15 protein-coding genes and 1 tRNA gene are annotated in these 18,516 nt (G+C 60.0%); 8 read left to right on the forward strand and 8 right to left on the reverse strand.

Annotated features, from left to right (window positions below; genetic code table 11):
* Positions 1 to 3: 3 nt before the first annotated feature.
* The 7 genes from CGS49_RS08840 to CGS49_RS08870 form a co-directional block, all read right to left on the reverse strand.
* The gene (locus CGS49_RS08840) at positions 4 to 933 is read right to left on the reverse strand and encodes an ROK family protein (RefSeq protein WP_097801482.1); all 930 of its coding nucleotides are present in this window, start codon (positions 931 to 933) and stop codon (positions 4 to 6) included.
* 13 nt (positions 934 to 946) lie between these two features.
* A complete protein-coding gene (locus CGS49_RS08845) occupies positions 947 to 1,651 on the reverse strand; it encodes an N-acetylmannosamine-6-phosphate 2-epimerase (protein WP_097801483.1) in 705 nt (234 codons plus the stop codon).
* Between the two features lie 4 nt (positions 1,652 to 1,655).
* Complete coding sequence (locus CGS49_RS08850; RefSeq protein WP_097801484.1) at positions 1,656 to 2,105, reverse strand: NanQ anomerase/TabA/YiaL family protein; 450 nt, start codon at positions 2,103 to 2,105, stop codon at positions 1,656 to 1,658.
* A 74-nt stretch (positions 2,106 to 2,179) separates the two neighbouring features.
* Positions 2,180 to 3,109: a dihydrodipicolinate synthase family protein gene (locus CGS49_RS08855; RefSeq protein ID WP_097801485.1), complete on the reverse strand. Its 930-nt coding sequence runs from the start codon at positions 3,107 to 3,109 to the stop codon at positions 2,180 to 2,182.
* A 225-nt stretch (positions 3,110 to 3,334) separates the two neighbouring features.
* Positions 3,335 to 4,312, reverse strand: coding sequence for a carbohydrate ABC transporter permease (locus CGS49_RS08860; RefSeq protein WP_097801486.1), 978 nt, complete (start codon positions 4,310 to 4,312; stop codon positions 3,335 to 3,337).
* A gap of 15 nt (positions 4,313 to 4,327) precedes the next feature.
* Positions 4,328 to 5,251 carry a carbohydrate ABC transporter permease gene (locus tag CGS49_RS08865; protein ID WP_179859085.1) on the reverse strand — a complete coding sequence of 308 codons (924 nt, stop codon included), beginning with the start codon at positions 5,249 to 5,251 and terminating at the stop codon, positions 4,328 to 4,330.
* A 105-nt stretch (positions 5,252 to 5,356) separates the two neighbouring features.
* Positions 5,357 to 6,718 carry an ABC transporter substrate-binding protein gene (locus CGS49_RS08870; RefSeq protein WP_097801487.1) on the reverse strand — a complete coding sequence of 454 codons (1,362 nt, stop codon included), beginning with the start codon at positions 6,716 to 6,718 and terminating at the stop codon, positions 5,357 to 5,359.
* A 465-nt stretch (positions 6,719 to 7,183) separates the two neighbouring features.
* On the opposite strand from CGS49_RS08870, the gene CGS49_RS08875 reads away from it, so the two are divergent.
* Positions 7,184 to 8,029 carry a MurR/RpiR family transcriptional regulator gene (locus CGS49_RS08875; protein ID WP_097801488.1) on the forward strand — a complete coding sequence of 282 codons (846 nt, stop codon included), beginning with the start codon at positions 7,184 to 7,186 and terminating at the stop codon, positions 8,027 to 8,029.
* 166 nt (positions 8,030 to 8,195) lie between these two features.
* Here CGS49_RS08875 and CGS49_RS08880 read toward each other — a convergent pair.
* Positions 8,196 to 8,278, reverse strand: a tRNA-Leu gene (locus CGS49_RS08880).
* Between the two features lie 281 nt (positions 8,279 to 8,559).
* On the opposite strand from CGS49_RS08880, the gene CGS49_RS08885 reads away from it, so the two are divergent.
* The 7 genes from CGS49_RS08885 to rfbB all read left to right on the forward strand — a co-directional run bounded on the left by CGS49_RS08885 (position 8,560) and on the right by rfbB (position 18,456).
* Positions 8,560 to 10,470 carry a response regulator gene (locus CGS49_RS08885; RefSeq protein ID WP_097801489.1) on the forward strand — a complete coding sequence of 637 codons (1,911 nt, stop codon included), beginning with the start codon at positions 8,560 to 8,562 and terminating at the stop codon, positions 10,468 to 10,470.
* A 164-nt stretch (positions 10,471 to 10,634) separates the two neighbouring features.
* Complete coding sequence (locus CGS49_RS08890; protein WP_097801490.1) at positions 10,635 to 11,681, forward strand: SpoIID/LytB domain-containing protein; 1,047 nt, start codon at positions 10,635 to 10,637, stop codon at positions 11,679 to 11,681.
* Positions 11,682 to 11,807: 126 nt separating this feature from the next.
* Complete coding sequence (locus CGS49_RS08895; RefSeq protein ID WP_097801491.1) at positions 11,808 to 14,222, forward strand: glycosyltransferase family 2 protein; 2,415 nt, start codon at positions 11,808 to 11,810, stop codon at positions 14,220 to 14,222.
* A gap of 63 nt (positions 14,223 to 14,285) precedes the next feature.
* Positions 14,286 to 15,095: a glycosyltransferase gene (locus CGS49_RS08900; RefSeq protein ID WP_242975429.1), complete on the forward strand. Its 810-nt coding sequence runs from the start codon at positions 14,286 to 14,288 to the stop codon at positions 15,093 to 15,095.
* A 245-nt stretch (positions 15,096 to 15,340) separates the two neighbouring features.
* Complete coding sequence (rfbA, locus tag CGS49_RS08905; RefSeq protein ID WP_097801493.1) at positions 15,341 to 16,228, forward strand: glucose-1-phosphate thymidylyltransferase RfbA; 888 nt, start codon at positions 15,341 to 15,343, stop codon at positions 16,226 to 16,228.
* A gap of 18 nt (positions 16,229 to 16,246) precedes the next feature.
* Complete coding sequence (rfbD, locus tag CGS49_RS08910) at positions 16,247 to 17,164, forward strand: dTDP-4-dehydrorhamnose reductase (RefSeq protein WP_097801494.1); 918 nt, start codon at positions 16,247 to 16,249, stop codon at positions 17,162 to 17,164.
* Between the two features lie 227 nt (positions 17,165 to 17,391).
* Positions 17,392 to 18,456 carry a dTDP-glucose 4,6-dehydratase gene (gene rfbB, locus CGS49_RS08915; RefSeq protein ID WP_097801495.1) on the forward strand — a complete coding sequence of 355 codons (1,065 nt, stop codon included), beginning with the start codon at positions 17,392 to 17,394 and terminating at the stop codon, positions 18,454 to 18,456.
* Positions 18,457 to 18,516 lie beyond the last annotated feature (60 nt).

Consider the following 18,516-nt stretch of genomic DNA (forward strand, 5'->3'; position numbering starts at 1 on the left):
CAATTACTCCTTTTCCATCGTCTGTTTGAAGTAGTAGACAGCGCCCACCATACCGGCGTCGTTGTGCAGCTGTGCGGCGCGAAGTTCCAGCCCCTCGGCAAAGGCGGGCATCACCGAGGCCTTGACCTTGGCCGCAATCGGGTCGATGAGCAGCTTCTGCTGGGCGCTCACACCGCCGCCAATGAGAATGAGCTGCGGGTTGAAGATGTGCACCATGCCGGCAAGGCCCTGCGCAATTTCATCCGTCCAGTCGTCCAGCAGGGCCAGCACGGTTTTATCGCCCGCTTCGGCCGCAGCGAAAATGGCGCGGCCGTCTACAAGGGCCGGGTCCCTCTCTTTGGCAGCACGCACCAGTGCGGTGGTGGCTGCATAGCGCTCCCAGCAGCCGGTGGCACCGCAGGTGCAGGGCACGCCGTCCAGTGCGTGGGTGCGGTAGTGGCCCAGCTCACCGCCAAGGCCCCGGGCACCTTCCAGCAGACGGCCGCCGGTGAGGATGCCGCCGCCCACGCCGGTGCCGAGGGTCACGCCGATGACGTCGGTATAGCCTTTCGCACCGCCGACCCACACCTCACCCAGCGTCATGCAGTTGGCGTCGTTGGCCACGGTGACCGGCAGGCCGAAGTCTTCTTCCAGTGCGGCCTTGATGGGGCTGCCGATGTAATGCGGGAAGTTGCCGCAGGTGCCGACGACCATGCCCTTGCGGCTGTCGATCTGGCCGGTGGCCGAAACGCCGATGCCGGTGAGGCTTTCCACCGGGACGTTCTGGGCGGTCAAAAACTCTTTGGCGGCTTTGCGCACGGTGGTGAGGACGGGCGTCTCGTAGCCGTCAAAGCTGACGCTCGCTTCGCCTTTTGCCAGCACCTTGCCGGTTTCATCCACAATGCCCAGCTTGGCGGACGTGCCGCCGATGTCAATGCCAAAATACTGTTTCATGCAGCGTTCTCCGTTACTTGTTCATGGCGTTGATGGCACCGGTGAAGCGGGCCGTGATCTCCGCCGGGCGGGTGATGGCACCGCCCACCACCAGCGCAAAGGCACCGGCTTCCAGCGCCTTGACCGCCTGCTCCGGGTAGTGGATGTGGCCCTCGGCAATGATCTTGGCCGGGCACTCGGTGGCCAGCTTGTGCACAAAGTCAAAGTCGATGTCGTCGATGCCCTGGGTCTCCGGCGTATAGCCGCGCATGGTGGTGCCCACAAAGTCGGCACCGGCCTCGGCGCAGAGCATGGCGTTCTCAAAGTTGTCGCAGTCCGCCATCACCAGCTGGTCGGGGTACTTGGCCTTGACGGCGCGGATGAACTGGGCGGAGGTGGAGCCGTCCGGGCGCAGGGCACCGGTGCCCTGCACGGCAAGGATATCCACCCCGCAGGCCACCAGCTCGTCCACTTCCTTCATGGTGACGGTGATGTACATGGGGGTGCCGGGGTAGTCCTTTTTGATGATGCCGATGACCGGCAGGTCCACCACCTGCTTGATCTGGGTGATATCCCGCACGGTGTTGGCGCGGATGCCCACAGCTCCGCTCATGGCGGCAGCTTTTGCCATCAGAGGCATCACGCCGCCCTCTTTCGTGTAGAGCGGTTCGGTCTCCAATGCCTGACAGGAGACGATCAGACCGCCTTTGATCTGAGCAAACAGTTTTTCCTTATCCATTTTTTCAGCCCTCCATTTTGATCTTGACAACAGCCTTGCGCACGCCCACACAGCCGTGCTGGACAAGGCCGGGTTTGTGAAGCTCGGTGGGGAAGAACAGTACGAACCGCCCCTCGCCCAGAGCGCCGGTCACGACGCTGGCACTGTCCTGAAAACCGCAGTCGCCGGTAAACTCGCCGATCTCTTTGCCGGGAATGTTGGTGTAGCCCCAGCCCTCGCCGCCGGTGATGTCGATCTGAAGATCGGCATAGGTTTTGTGGTACTCCGGGTGGAAGCCGTGGTCGGAGTGGAGCGTGGCGTCCATCATGTTGATAAACACGTTGTCGCCGTCCACTTCGGTGCGGCCATCCGGCAGGGCGGCAAGGTCGTGGGTCTGTAGGTAGTCAATGGCAGTGTCGAGGTTTTTGTTAAGCCCCTGATAACGTTTCAGGTGCTTCAGATCGTCGCAGATCATGTGTGTTTCCTCCGTCAAAAAGAAGCGCCCGCTCTCCCCTCTGCGGCAGAGTTGGAGAGGGGCGCTGTTTGATTTTACAGTCTTGCGATGGCGGCTTCGATCATGGCCTGTGCTTCGGCAATGATGGGCTCATCGCTGGGGATCAGTCCGGGCATGGGCTCGCGCACGCCGCCCAGCTCCAGACCGTACATCCGGCGCAGAATTTCCTTCTGCACAGCGTACAGGTTGCCGTGGGCTTCGCACATCTTGTAGATGATGCGGTCGGCATCGTACTGGATGGCGCGGGCGGCTTCGATCTCGCCCTTGTTGATGTGGTCATTCATAGCCAGGTACAGCTCCGGCATGACGGCGTAGGTGCCGCCGATGCCGCCGTCTGCGCCGATGACGCGGCCGGAAACGAACTGCTCATCCGGGCCGTTGAACACCACAAAGTTGCCCTCGCCCCGGGCGGCGATGCCGGCATCCTTGAACATCTGGATGTCCTGGGTGGGCATGGAGCTGTTCTTCACAGCCACCACGTTGGGGTTCTTCAGCATCTCGTTCAGCAGGCTCATGGTCAGCGCCGTGCCTGCCAGCTGGGGGATATTGTAGATGACGAACTCGGTGTTGGGAGCCGCCGCAGACATGTCGTTCCAGTATTTGGCGATGGCGTACTCCGGCAGGTGGAAGTAGATGGGCGGGATGGATGCGATGGCGTCCACGCCCACGCTCTCGGCATGGCGGGCCAGTTCGACACTGTCGGCGGTGTTGTTGCAGCCGACATGGGCAATGACGGTCAGCTTGCCTTTGGCTTCGCTCATGACGGCTTCCAGCACAGCCTTGCGCTCATCCACATGCTGGTAGATGCACTCGCCGGAGGAACCGCCCACATACACGCCCTTGACGCCCTTGGCGATCAGGTGGCGGGTGAGAGCCTTGACACCCTCGGTGGAAATGTTGCCCTCTGCGTCGTAGCAGGCGTAGAAAGCAGGAATAACACCCTGGTATTTCGTAATGTCTTTCATGATTCACCCTTCTTTGCAATAATTCATTAAGCTTTGTATGCATTTTGAACGGGAAATAATGGGGTCCTCTTGCGGTGCCCTGCGTCTGCAAGGCCCTTGGTGCGGGCCTTGCATCCTGCAGACCGCGGAGCCAAAAATTGCTCCCTGTACTCCCCTTTTTGTCACTTGCGTGACATCTTCCCCCGGAGCGGGGGAAGTCTTTGCTCGCAGGCGGCGGTCGGGATTTTAGCCCTTGACAGCACCCATTGCGATGCCCTTGGTGAAGTACTTCTGGAAAATGAGGAAGATGATGATGATGGGCACAGCAGCCAGCGCGGCACCGGCCATGATCAGGCCGAAGTCGGTACTGTTCTCTGCCTGCAGCTTTGCGATGCCCAGCGAGATGGTCAGGTTGCTGGTGCTGGACAGCATGATCAACTGCATGAAGTAGTCGTTCCAGCTGTTGATGAAGGTGAAGATAGCCAGTGCGCCGATGCCCGGCTTGACCATGGGCAGCACGATCTTGACGAAGGTGCGGGCCTCGCTGGCACCGTCGATGCGGGCGGCTTCCAGCATCTCCGTGGGGATGCCCTCACTGAACTGCTTCATCAGGAATACGCCGAAAGGCCAGCCCACGATGGGGAAAATGACGGCCCAGATGGTGTTGTACAGGTTCAGGCTGCTCATTTCGCGCAGCAGGGGGATCAGGATGACCTGCTTGGGCAGAGCCATTGCACACACGATGAGGGTGAACAGCAGCTTACGGCCCACAAAACGCTTCTTTGCCAGTGCATAGCCTGCCATGGCGGCGGTGATGCAGGTGAGGATCATGGACATGACGGCCATGAACACGGTGTTCACCATCCAGCGGATGGCGGCAGGCACGGTGGGGCCCACCAAGAAGTAGATGGGCTCGCCGTCGGCGCTGAAGTGACTGCCGAAGGGCACGGCCAGCTGCCACAGCGGCGCGCTCTTGCCGGCAAACAGCTTCTGGTAGTTGGTCAGCACCCATTTATCCGGCCACCACACCGGGGTGGTGGAGTTGATGGCTGCGCCGGTCTTGAAGGAACCGGTGATGATCCAGTACAGCGGGAAGGCGAACAGCACCGCAAGGATGCTGATGAGGATGATGGCCAGAATGGCATAGGCGCTCATCTTCTTGAGCTTGCTGGGGTGACGCTTCAACGGTTTCTGCTTTTTTGCAGCGGCTGCATTTGCACTCATTGCCCGGCACCTCCTTTAATTATCCTGGTTGCCCAGCTTGAACTGGACAGCCGACAGAATGGCGATGATGACCGCCAGCACCACGCCCATGGCGTTGCCGTAGCCGTAGCGGTACAGCTTGAAGGCGGTGTAGTAGATGTAGTACATAATGGTATCGGTGCTGTGGTTGGGGCCGCCGGAAGTCAGCAGCTGGATCAGCGCAAAGCACTGGAAGGAGTTGATGGTGGTAATGACCAGAATGTACAGGGTGGTGGGCATGATGGCAGGCCACTTGATCTTCCAGAAGCACTGGAAGTCGTTGGCACCGTCCACTTCGGCGGCTTCCACGATGGACTGATCCACATTGCCCAGAGCCGAGACGTACAGCACGATGGGCTGACCGACGGAAGTCGTCAGCAGAATGAGGATGATGCAGCCCAGTGCAAACCGCTCGTCACCCAGCCAGTTGATGTTTTTGTCGATGATGCCGAGGGTCTTGCCCAGGTAGTTGAAGATGCCGTAGTAGTTGTTGTACATCCACTTCCACACCACCGTGACGGCCACCGAGCCGGTGACAACGGGCAGGTAGAACACACAACGGAACAGGCTCGTGGCCCACTCGGGCAGGTCTACGATGGCGGAGGAGACCCACAGCGAGAAGATGCAGGTGATGGGCACCGAGACCACCACGATGATGATGGTGTTCTTCAATGCACCGAGGAAGATGGGGTCGGTGAACAGCTCTTTGTAGTTTGCCAGACCCACAAAGACATCGGCGCGGTTCATGGTGGAGTCAAAGAAGCTGGTCACCACGCACAGCACCATGGGGTAAATGACGAAGCCCAAAAAGAAGATCAGGCTGGGCAGCAGGAAGCAATAGGAAGCAAAGGTCTCGCGCCGGACCAGCGCACTGCTGCGCTTTGGCTCCTTGATCGCCGTTTTTGCAGCCAAGAAAATCACCAATCCTTTCGATTGCAGCGTTTTTTTCACAAATAAAGCCCCTCCCTCACCCGGAGGAAGGGGCACGGTTCAGTTTTTGATCGAATGATTCAGCTCAAAGAGCGCTTATGCCTCGGCAGCAGCGGCTGCGTTTGCGTTGTCCACGAAGGTCTGAACGGCAGTGGTGACGTCCTCGCCGGTGCCAACGCGCTGCAGCATGTTCCACCACTCGGTACGAGCGGTTGCCCAGCCCGGAGTGATCTGGTAGTAGTCGCCCAGATAGTTCATGAACTTGCTGTACTCGCTCATGATCTCGTTGCCTGCGTAGATGTCGCCCACGCTGGTGCGGACCGGGAAGTAGGTGGAAGCCAGCACGCTGTCCTTGACCTGATCGGGGTCGGCAGCGATGAAGTCGATGAAGGTCTTGGCGGCTTCGATCTTGGCCTCGTCGCCGTTATCGAAGATGCCGAAGCCCCAGATGCCGCCGCACAGCTTCGGGTCGCCGCTCTCGGTGGGGAAGGCCATGGGGAAGATCTCGTCGCCGGAGTTGGTCAGGCCGGCGTCGTTGTTGTCGGTGTTCATCTGCTGTGCGATGTTCCAGCAGAAAGCCATCTGCAGGGTGCCGTTGCGGAACAGGGTGATCTCCTCGCCGCCGTTGATGGAAGCGTCGAAGTTGATGCCGTCGGCGTCGTACAGAGCCTGAATGGCCTTGATGTTCTCGGGGGAATCCGCAGTGTACTTGGTGTGGGCTGCATCGGTAAAGGTGCCGCCGTACATGTTGTTGATGATGGCGCGGGTGCCCTGGTCGCCGCCCTGGCCGCTGCAGTAGATGGCTGCCACGTTCTCGTAGCCGCCCTTGTACAGTGCGTCAACGGTCTTCAGGAAGCCGTCGGTGCTCCAGGTGTGCTTGTCGGTGTCGATGTACTGGTCTGCGCCCACTTCCTTGACCTTGGTCATGTTCACGGCCATGCAGTGTGCGGTCATGCACAGGGGATACTCGTAGTAGTCACCGGCGTCGTTCTTGCAGGCAGACTCAACGGACTCGTAGATGTCCTTCTTGGCGTCGTCGGTCCACAGATCGTTCAGCGGAGCCATAACGCCCTTTGCGCCCCAGTTGGCCACCAGACGCTCGGGACCTTCCATGATCAGGTCGGGTGCGCTGCCGCCCTCGATGGCGGTGTTCACCTGGTCGTCGCCGTTGGTGTAGTCCAGGTACTCCACGGTGACCTTGATGTCGGGGTACTTTGCGTTGAAGCTGGAGATCAGGCCCTGAACGGTGTCGTCATTGCCCCAGCCGCCGATGGGGTAGGTCCACAGCTTGATGCTGGCTGCGCCGCCTGCAGTCTCAGAAGCTGCCGTGCTTGCGGCGGTGGAGGAAGCGGCGGTAGAAGTGGAAGCGGAAGAACCACCGCAGGCAGCCAGAGCACCGGCTGCACCCAGAACGCCAGCGGCCTTCAGGAACGAACGGCGGGAAATACAGTTTTTCATAATGGTTTTCTCCTTCGCATTCAATGCTTCACATTGTGGCGGCCTGCCGTGCCAGCAGCCGCTCTTGATGGCTCTATTATAGAAAAATATTTTCATTTTGTCCATTTGCGCTTTTCATAAGTTTTCAGAATGGGACTGTACATCTTGCACAAAAATGTGGGATATATGTTAAAATGTCAAGAATTTACCATTTTGTAACCAAAAAAATATTACAAAATGGTACAAACCCATCAAAACAGCAGTGAAAAATAATTTCGAAAAATGAAACCATTTTGAAACACTTTTTCACAAAGAGGGCCGTTTTTCTGCCAAAACTGGAAACTCTGCACAGAAGCCGGGCACAAAATGTGGGCAATGCGTCTCTTGCGAAGCGCAGGCAATTCTTTTATACTTTTTATAGAAGGTAAAGAACCCGGGCGGCGGGCGATTTGGGGCTGCCGCACCGGAAAAAGGGGAAAAGGAAAAATGGCAACGAATTTTTGGGAACTGCTGCAGCAGCATCAGAGCGACCTGACAAAATCGGGCCGTACCGTGGCGGATTATCTGCTGCAGCATCCGTCGGAAGCGCAGTATCTGTCCATCTCGTCGCTGGCGCGGGAGTGCCGCGTGGCCGAGGCGACGGTGTTCCGCTTCTGCCGGTCGCTGGGGTTTGAGGGCTACCACGAGATGCGCATCGCGCTGGCGCAGGCCAACGCCACCGGTGCGCTGGTCAACCAGCGGGAGCCGGACCCGGACGCGGACACTGCCACCCTGTGCGAGCACGCCAGCGCGCTGTTCATGACTGCCATCAACGGCACCCAGAACAGCCTTTCGCCGGAGGCAGTGGACGCAGCGGTGGCCCTGCTGCACAAGGCCCGGCAGGTGTTCTGCCTGGGCCAGGGCGGCAGCATGCTGATCGCAAACGATATCTGCGCCCGGTTCGCGGGCATCTCCACGAAGTTCCGCACAGCAGGCGACAGCCATCTGCAGCTTATCACGGCCAGCCTGATGACGCCGGAGGATGTGGTGCTGTTCGTCTCCTATTCCGGCGCCACACGCGATATGCTGGAGACTCTGCGCGTGGCCAAAGCGGCGGGCGCGAAGATCATTCTGCTGACCCACTATGAGGACTCGCCCGGCGCAAAGCTGGCGGACATCGTGCTGCAGTGCGGCGCGCAGGAGAGCCCGCTGGACTCCGGCAGCATCCCCATCAAGGTGGCGGTGCTGTATGTGGCCGAAGTGCTGGTGCTGCGCTATATGCTGGACGACCCGGCCAACGCCAACGCGGCGCAGGACCGCACCAACGAAGCCCTGGCCGTCAAGATGCTCTGAGCAGCGCGCAGGCTTGCCGCTTCTTAAAAAACGAAAACGTCCCCGGGATGCAGCTGCCAACGCGGCGCATCCCGGGGACGTTGTTTGTTTTGGGAAAGACGGGGGAAAGGAGACCGCCCTGCTGCCAACGAAAAAAGCCCGCAAGCATCCACTTGCGGGCTTTTTATGCCGGTGGTGGGGGTCGAACCCACACGATGTTGCCACCAAGGGATTTTGAGTCCCCCTCGTCTGCCATTCCGACACACCGGCCAATGACTGAACAAAGTTATTATACAGGATTCGCCGGGTAAAATCAAGTGCGGATTTTGCCGCACGGGCGGGTGCGGAAGACTCCGTATTTTGCGTCTTTTTGCACCGCGGGACGACGCATTTGAAAAAGTAAAACGAAAAAACATGCAGACAACGTGGATTTTGTAAAAATGGGGGCCCGGCGGGCGTGCCCGGGCGAGGAGGCGCAAAGATTGACGCAGATAAAATGAAAATGGTATCATGATAGGGAAAATTCCGCAGCGGAAAACAGGGGAGAAAAAATGGCAAAGGAACAGACTGCGACCCGGGAACAGGTCGAAGAAGAAATGCGTCAGCTGCGCAAGGTGTTCAGCTCGGTGCGGCTGATCCCGGCGGAGAATGTGCAGGGCAGGAAGGGCCGCAGGCCCTGCTATGCGCACTGGAAGCGGGACCGCCCGTGCGAAAACTGCGTGGCCCGGCGCGTACTGCTGGAAAAAAGCCGCAAAAGCAAGCTGGAATATATGGGCAGGAACCTGTATGAGGTGACGGCCAGCTACATCGAGGTGGACGGAAAGCCCTGCGTGTTGGAGCTTTCCCAGAAGATGGACCGCAGCCTGCTGCTGGGCCCGAACGACAGCGAACGGTTCATCACTGCCATTACCAGCGAGCGGGAGCGCGCCTACCGCGACCAGAGTACCGGCGCATACAACCGCCAATACTATAATGAAAACTACCACGGCCGTGCCATGACGGCGGGCATCGTCATGCTGGATCTGGATGACATGATGCTTGCCACGGATGTCTACGGCCGCCGCGCCGGAGAAGCCGTGCTGGAAACGGCGGTCAATGTCATCCGCCGCAGCCTGGAAGAAAAGGACCGCATCATCCGCTTTGACGGCGATATGCTTTTGCTGCTTCTGCCGGACATCGGGCAGGAGGACTTCAGCCAGAAGCTGGAGCAGATCCGTCTGCAGCTCAACACGACCAGCGTGCCAGGGCGCTCCTACCTGCGCATGTCGGCAAGCATCGGCGGCGTCTGGGTGGAAAATGCGGATCTGGACGACGGGGTAGAGCGTGCGGAACAGCTGATGAACTATGCACGCATCCAGAAGAACCGGACGATGGTCGAGCAGCAGCCCCAGCAGGCGGCCGCCGTGCTGCCGCACTGCCGCCAGAGCGCGCTGATCGTGGACGATTCGAGCATAAACCGCATGATCCTGTGCCAAATGCTGGGAGACCAGTTCGACACGGCCCAGGCGGGCAGCGGCGAGGAATGCATGCGCCTGCTGGAGGGGAACCCCACCGGTGTTTCCGTTGTGCTGCTGGACATCTACATGCCCGGCATGGATGGGTTTGAGGTGCTGGAAGCCATGAACAAGCGGGAACTGCTGGACGATATCCCGGTGATCGTGGTCTCGACGGAGGATGCCAAGAGCGCGATGCACCGGGCCCTGCTTCTGGGTGCGGCAGATTACATCGTCCGCCCCTTTGATACAGATGTGGTGTACCAGCGGGTGGTCAACACCATCCACATGCGCGCAAAGCACCGCCGCCTGAGCGCCATGGTGGCAGGGCAGGTGTATGCGACCGAAAAGCGCAGCGAGATGATGACCGCCATCCTGAGCCGGGCCATGGAACGGCTCGGCGGCGAGAGCCGGGATCATGCCCGGCACATCCGCATCCTGACCCAGATGTTGCTGGCGCAGCTGGTCCGGGCGGACGATGCCCACCCGCTGACCCGTGAGCAGTGCCAGATCATCGGCATGGCGGCGGTGCTCCACGACATCGGCAAGATGGAGCTTGCCGATCTGCGCCCGAACGGCTGCGATGCCGGCACGCCGGAGGATGCGGCGCGGATGCAGCAGCACACCCTGCTGGGTGCACAGATGATGGAGGAACTGGAAGCCTACCGCGACGAGTATTTCGTCCAGACGGCATACCAGATCTGCCGCTGGCACCACGAGCGGTACGACGGCTCCGGATACCCGGACGGCCTTTCCGGCGAGCAGATCCCCCTTGCGGCCCAGGTGGTGGGCCTGGCGGATGCCTATGAGACCCTCGTCTGCAGCAGCCCGGAGGTGCCGTGCGGCACAGCGGTGAAGATGCTGTGCGAGGGTGCGTGCGGGGCTTTCAGCCCGGTGCTGCTGGGCTGCCTGCAGAAGATCGCGCCGGAGATCGACGAAGCCCTGCGCGACCCGCGGGAAGCACCGTGAGCGGAGAAAATGATACAGACGGAGGGCAGGCCGCAGCGGTCCGCCCTCCTTTTTTGCGCGGCGAGATGTGAAAAGACAAGTCCGGTCCTTGCCCGGGGGCACGGCCTGTGGTACACTGAAGAAAACTGTGCCTGCACCGGGCACAAAACAGGAGGGACCCACCTTTGAAACATCTGCATCGGTTCGCGCGGCAGGCGGCGGCACTTGTGCTGGCGCTCGTGCTCTGCCTCACACTTGCGGCACCGTCGGCGCTGGCGGCCACCACCATCGGCGGGGCGGACACCACGCTGATCCCCGCCGAGGAGGAAAACTGTCTGAGCTGGCTGTTCGGCTCCGGCGATACCATCACCATGCCGTATCTGAACATCAAGGGGCAGGGACTGCGGCGCAACGTGACGCTGGACCTTGTGGATTGTCTGGTGGGCATCACCTACACGGAGCTGGGCTCCATTGGCAGCTATGTCAGCGCCAGCGCGGCCCAGCAGGCCTGGAAGGCGCAGGCGGTGGCCGTCCACTCCTATCTGGAGTACCAGAAGCAGTACGGCTCCTCGGCCAACGCCCTCATCTACACCCCGGTGGACCAGATCCCCTCCGCGGCGCGGGAGGCCATCCGCAAGGCGGTGGAGCCGGTCAAGAACGAGATCCTCACCTACAACGGCAGCGTTTGCGACGCGGTGTGGTCGGCCAGTGCAGGCTACAACACCCAGACCGGCGTCTACGGCACCTGTTCCAGTCTGGACGCCTGGGGCACCGATGTGCCCTATCTGCAGAGCGTGGAGAGCCCCTATGAGGAGCAGTACCACAACAAGCTGCGCCGGGTCATCGGCAAGGATTATACCTATACAGAATATAACGACAGCCGCACCGGCGAGCCCTACGTCAGCGCCGACACCACCCACAAGAGCCTGGGCGGCTTCGTGCAGTACAACACCTTTGTCTCCAACGGGAACAGATACCGCTACATCGGCCAGTTCGTTTCCTCGCGCTACTGCTTCGATTTCGGCGCGGACGAAAGCGGCACCCCCTGCATGACCTACTATGGCTACGGCCACGGCGTGGGCATGAGCCAGTGCGGCGCAGTGGGCTATGCGCAGGAGCAGGGCATGAACTACAAAAAGATCCTGCAGCATTACTACCCGGGCGCCGGCATCTCTACCAGCGGTTCCGGCGGCGGCTTCTTCAGCTGGCTGCACAGCCTGTTCCACTGGTAAGCAGTGCCAGCAAAAAGAATTGCAGGCAAAACCTTCTCAAATCCGGCCGGATTTGGTATACTATACAATGTTTGTGATTTTGTGAGAGATCATTGAAGATAAAACCCCATAGGAGCAGAGAGCAGAATGGATCAGGAAAAGGAAAACAGACAACAGGCAGAGCGCAGCCGTGAGCTGGCGCAGCGCATCATGCGGGAGCTGACCCCCGCCGGGGTGCAGGTGCTGGGCGGCAGCGGTTCGCTGGAAAAGGCACTGGAAAAGATCGGTGCCCGGATGACGCAGCAGGCCGAGGGCGGCGCGCTGCTGGTGGCGGAGGACCCGGAGTGGACCGAGCTGCCCGCCGTGCAGTGCGATCAGGTGCTGCTGGTGTGCGCAGACAGCGCAGTGCTGGCCGGCTGCGCACACCAGCTGGCAGGGCAGGGCTTTGCCCGGGATTTTGGGTGGAAAACGCGCGGCAAGGCCCAGCAGACGGCTCTGTTCCGCCGCAGCCCGGCGGCGCAGGACCCGCAGGAAATGATGCTGGATTATGAGCGGGCACTGGACGACCTGCGGGAGCGGATGCTGCAGGCCGAGCGCACCGAGGCTGAGCAGGCCGCCCAGCTGGAACGCCTGCGCAGCGATCTTTCGCTGAGCCGCAGCCACGAGCAGAATCTGGAAAAAACGCTGAACAGCGTGGTGAACTCCAGCTTCTGGAAGGGCACCTGGCCGCTGCGCTATCTCGTCAGCAAGTGCCGCAGCCTGGCCCACACCCTGCCGCCTCTGGTCTTTCTGGGTAAGCTGCGCCGGGTGGGCATCTCCGGCGTGCGGGCGCAGGCAAGAGCCAAAAAGGAATACGCAAAGCTGTTCCCGGGCAAGACCATGCGGGCCGACCGTTTTGCCAGCGCCGAGCTGCTGGTGAAGCAGGCGGCCAGCCAGCCCGCCGCGCCGTGCATCAGCATCGTGGTGCCGCTGTACAATACGCCTCAGCAGTTCCTGGTGGAGCTGCTGGATTCGGTGCAGAACCAGACCTATCAGAACTGGGAGCTGTGCCTTGTGGACGCCGGACAGGATGAGACCGTGGGTCAGACCGTGCAGGCACGTGCCGCTGCGGACCCTCGTATCCGCTACCAGAAACTGGAGAAAAACGACGGCATTGCGGGCAACACCAACCAGGGCTTTGCGCTGGCCACGGGCGAGTTCATCGCCCTGCTGGACCACGACGACATCCTGCACCCCTGTGCGCTGTGGTATGTGGCGCAGGCCATCGCCGAGCAGGGGGCCGACTTCGTCTACACGGACGAGGTCACCTTTGAGGGCGACATCGACCATCGGACCGTTTACCACTTCAAGCCGGATTACATGCTGGACAACCTCCGCTCCAACAACTATATCTGCCACCTGAGCGTGTTCAGCGCAAAGCTGCTGGCGGCAGTGGGCGGCGACGAGCGGGCGGAGTTCAACGGCAGCCAGGACTACGACCTTTACCTGCGCCTGACCGAAAAGGCACACAAGATCGTGCATATCCCGCACCTGCTGTATTATTGGCGCTCCAGCCCCACCAGCGTGGCCAGCAATATCTCGGCCAAGACCTACTGTCTGGAAGCAGCCGTCAAGGCCCTGTATGCCCACTATGAACGGGTAGGCGTGCCGGTGGACGCCGTGACCATGATCCCGGGCACCCCGGGCTTCTACAAGACGGATTACACCATCACGAAGCCCGGCCGGGTGAGCATCCTCATCCCCAGCTGCGATCATTCCTCGGACCTGCGCACCTGTGTGGAGTCCATCTACCGCAAGAGCACCTACGAGGATTTTGAGATCATCGTCATCGAGAACAACAGCAAAGAAAAGGCCACCTTCCGCTGCTATGAACAGCTGCAGAAGGAGCACAAAAACCTCAAGGTGATCACCTGGCAGGGCACCGGCTTCAACTACAGCGCCCTGAACAACTTCGGCGCCAAGTACGCCACCGGCGAATATCTGCTGCTGCTCAACAATGACACCGAGGTCATTTCTTCGCGCTGGATCGAAGAAATGGTCATGTATGCCCAGCAGCAGCGCGTGGGCTGCGTGGGCGCAAAGCTGCTTTACCCGGACAACACCATCCAGCACGCGGGCATCGGCTTCGGCTTTTTGACGCTGGCGGCCCACATGCACAAGAACTTCCCGGTGGGCCACCCCGGCTACATGGGCCGTCTGGTCTACGCACACGATGTGTATGCCGTCACCGCTGCCTGCCTGATGGTGCGCAAGGAAATTTATGACGCTGTCCACGGCCTGGACGAGAGCTTTGCCGTGGCCTTCAACGATGTGGATTTCTGCGTGCGCGTGCGGGAGGCCGGCTACACCAACGTGTTTACCCCCTTTGCCCAGCTGTACCACTACGAGAGCAAGAGCCGGGGTCTCGACGAGGACCCGGTCAAGCGCAAGCGCTTCGTCTCGGAGGTGGAGCGCTTCCAGAAGCGGTGGGCAAAGCAGTTGGCCGCAGGCGACCCCTGCATGAACCCGAACTTTGACCTGATGAAAGAGGACTTCAGCTTTGATATCAAGCCGCTGGAGTAAAACCCTCTCAGTCTGCTGCGCAGACAGCTCTCCCGAAGGGCGAGCCTTATGAGGGATTTTTGATTGAAAAGAGGAACCGCAGTGGAGCTTTCTGCCTGCATTGTAGTCTATAACGGCGCGGAAGAAGCGCTGAAAGCGGCCCAGACCGTGCTGGAATGCACCCGCCGCCACCCGCTGACCCTGTATCTGGTGGACAACGCCAGCCCGGATGGCAGCGGCGACCGCATTGCCAAAGCGGCAAAGAACGGCACTTTGCACATCCGCGAAAACCAGAAGGTGGAGGTGCTCTGCCGCACCGAGAACGGCGGCTTTGGCACCGGGCACAATACGGTGCTCAGCCTGCTGCAGAGCAAAGTGCACTTTATCCTGAACCCGGATATCCAGCTGACGGCAGACACCCTCAGCGACCTTGCCGACTGGATGGCGGCGCACCCGGACGCCGTCATGGCCCGCCCGGCCCTCACCTTCCCGGACGGCAGACCCCAGCGCCTGCCGCTGCGCCGGTGCAATGTGCGGGCCATGGCCTACCGCCAGCTGCCCTGCCTGAAGTTCTGGGCCAAATACAACGAGCGTTATCTCATGGCAGATAAGGACCTGACAAAGCCCACCGAGATCGAGTTCTGCACCGGCAGCTTCTCGGCGGTGGACACGGCCGTGTTCAAGGCTGTGGGCGGTTTTGATGAACGCTACTTCATGTATGTGGAGGACGCCGACCTCACCCAGAAGATGCGCACCAAAGGCAAGGCGTATCTTGTGCCCCAGTATACGGCCATCCACGCCTGGCACCGTGCTGCCCACCGCAGCCTGAAGCCTTTTTTGTGGCAGCTGCGCAGCCTGATGCGCTACTTTTCCAAATGGGGCTTTGCGTGGTAAGATAAAAAATTTTTGCAACGGCTTTTCCGGAAATTTTGCCGGAAGGGCCGTTCTTTCTTGCTTTTTATGTGAATTGATAGTAAAATAAAGTGAGCTGTTATCTCCTTTTGCAGGAGAGGACAGTGCTGAACAAGTTGACAGCGGACGCAGCTCCGCTTTGAATCCATACGCAGTCTGGCCGGTACGCCGCCCGGGCTGCGTACAGCTGCACAACTTTTTACAAAAGATTAAAGGAGTGCACAAAAATGAAAGGTATCATTCTCGCCGGCGGTGCCGGCACCCGGCTTTACCCGCTGACCATGGTCACCAGCAAGCAGCTGCTGCCGGTCTATGACAAGCCGATGATCTATTACCCCCTGTCCACGCTGATGCTGGCAGGCATTCAGGACATCCTGATCATCTCCACCCCCACCGATACGCCCCGCTTCGAGGCGCTGCTGGGCGATGGCAGCCAGTACGGCATCCATCTGCAGTATAAAGTCCAGCCCTCGCCGGACGGCCTGGCACAGGCCTTCATCCTGGGCGAGGAGTTCATCGGCGACGACTGCTGCGCCATGATCCTGGGCGATAATATTTTCTACGGCAACGGCTTCTCCAAAATTTTGAAGACCGCCGCCGCCAACGCCGAGAACAAGGGCCGCTGCACCGTGTTCGGCTACTATGTGCAGGACCCCGAGCGCTTTGGCATCGTGGAGTTTGACAAGGACGGCAAGGTGCTGAGCGTGGAAGAAAAGCCCCAGCACCCCAAGAGCAACTACGCCATCACCGGCCTGTACTTCTACAACAAGGAAGTGGTGCAGATGGCAAAGCAGGTCAAGCCCTCTGCCCGCGGCGAGCTGGAGATCACCACCCTGAACGACATGTACCTGAAAAAGGACGAGCTGGATGTTCAGCTGCTGGGCCGCGGCTTTGCCTGGCTGGACACCGGCACCATGGACAGTCTGGTGGAAGCCGCCGACTTCGTGCGCATGATCGAGAAGCGTCAGGGCATCAAGATCAGCGCACCGGAGGAGATCGCCTTCAAGTACGGCTGGATCGACCGCGACACCCTGCTGGAAAGCGCCGAGCGCTACGGCAAGAGCCCCTACGGCCAGCACCTGAAGAACGTGGCCGACGGCAAACTGCGTTACTGATAAGAGAGGCATTTGGATATGAAAATCATTGTTACCGGCTGCAAGGGCCAGCTGGGCACCGAGATCCTCAAGCAGCTGCGCGAAGGCCGCAGCGAGATCGGCCCCATCCCCGAAAAGCTGCAGAGCGCCACGGTCATCGCCGTGGACCTGCCAGACCTGGACATCTCCAACTATAAGATGGTGGATGAGTTCATCCGCCGCAACCGCCCGGATGTCATCATCAACTGCGCAGCCTACACCAACGTGGACGGGTGCGAAGTGAACCATGACGCCGCCTTCAAGGCAAACGCCATCGGCCCGCGCAATCTGGCCCAGGCGGCCGAGAAGATCGGTGCCCGTCTGGTGCACGTCTCCACCGACTACGTCTTCTCCGGCAGGGAGAACGGCGGCATCCCGCAGGACGAAGCCACCCTGCCCGGCCCCATCAGCGCCTATGGCTCCACCAAGCTCATGGGTGAGAAGTATGTGGAGCAGTTCTGCCACCGCCACTTCATCGTGCGCACGGCGTGGCTTTACAGCTACTACGGCAAGAACTTCGTCAAGACCATCGTGAATGCCGGTAAGAAGTTCGGCAAGTTGGAAGTGGTCAACGACCAGTGCGGCAACCCCACCAATGCGGTGGATCTGGCCCACGAGATCCTGCAGCTGTGCGTGACCCACGAGTACGGCCTGTACCACTGCACCGGCGAGGGCGTGTGCTCCTGGTACGATTTTGCGTCCGAGATCATCCGGCTGTCCGGCGTGGATGCCACCGTGGCCCCCTGCACCAGCGAGGAGTACAAGGCAAAGCACCCGGAAAGCGCCGACCGCCCCAAGTGGAGCGCACTGGATAACCGGATGCTGCGCTGCACTGTGGGCAACGACGTGCGCGACTGGAAGGACGCGCTGGCCTGCTTCTTCGCCCATTGGGATGGCGACAACGGGATGAAAGATTAAAGCAATAAGATGAATAGGCTCGCCCTCTCAGGCCGCTTCGCGTCCAGCTCCCCCGAAGGGGGAGCCAAGGACGTTTCGGCTACAGCTCTTGCCTCTCCCTTTGAAAGATTCTCCCCGCGCCGGGGAGAAATGTCACCGCAGGTGATAAAGAGGAAAACAAGATGGCAGCGCGTGAGCGCTGACGGAGAGGGCGTGGACACTGACAATTACTAGAGGATTTTATTATTATGAAAACCTATCTGATCACCGGCTGTGCCGGTTTTATTGGTTCCAACTTTGTGCATTATATGCTCAAGAAGTACCCGGAGATCCTGCTGGTCAACCTCGATAAGCTGACCTATGCAGGCAACCTGGAAAACCTGAAGGACGTGGAGGGCGACCCCCGCCATGTGTTCGTGCAGGGCGATATCTGCGACAAGGAGCTGGTGGAGAGCCTGTTCCAGAAGTACGATTTCGATTACGTCATCAACTTTGCTGCCGAGAGCCACGTGGACCGCTCCATCAAGAACCCCGAGATCTTTGTGCAGAGCAACGTGATGGGCACCGTCAACCTGCTGCAGCGCGCCAAGGAAGCCTGGTACGATGCCGACGCCAAGACCTGGAAGGAAGGCAAGAAGTACCTGCAGGTGTCCACCGATGAGGTGTACGGTGCTCTGGGTGCCGAGGGCTTCTTCATGGAGACTACTCCGCTGTGCCCCCACAGCCCCTATTCTTCCTCCAAGGCCAGCGCGGATATGTTCGTTATGGCGTTCCACGACACCTACGGCATGCCCGTGAACATTACCCGCTGCTCCAACAACTACGGCCCCTACCAGTTCCCGGAAAAGCTGATCCCCCTGATGATCAACAACGTCAAGCACCACAAGCAGCTGCCCGTCTACGGCGACGGTATGCAGATCCGCGACTGGCTGTATGTGGAGGACCACTGCAAGGCCATCGACATGGTGACCAACGGCGGCAAGATCGGCGAGGTGTACAACGTGGGCGGCCACAACGAGCGCCCCAACATCTTCATCGTCAAGACCATTATCAACCAGCTGCACGACCGCCTGCAGGACGAGGGCATCAGCGAGGACCTCATCAAGCATGTGGCCGACCGTCTGGGCCACGACCGCCGCTACGGCATCGACCCCACCAAGATCAAGAACGATCTGGGCTGGTACCCCGAGACCCCGTTCGAGAAGGGCATCGTGCTGACCATCGACTGGTATCTGAACCATCAGGAGTGGATGGACCACGTCACCAGCGGCGATTACCAGAACTACTATCAGGATATGTACAAGAATAAGTAACAGCCTGTAAAACGTTAAAAACAAAGAAAAACACCTGCTGCGGAGATTTTTCCACGGCAG

It is taken from the genome of Faecalibacterium langellae (assembly GCF_002549775.1).
GTDB lineage: Bacteria > Bacillota > Clostridia > Oscillospirales > Ruminococcaceae > Faecalibacterium > Faecalibacterium langellae.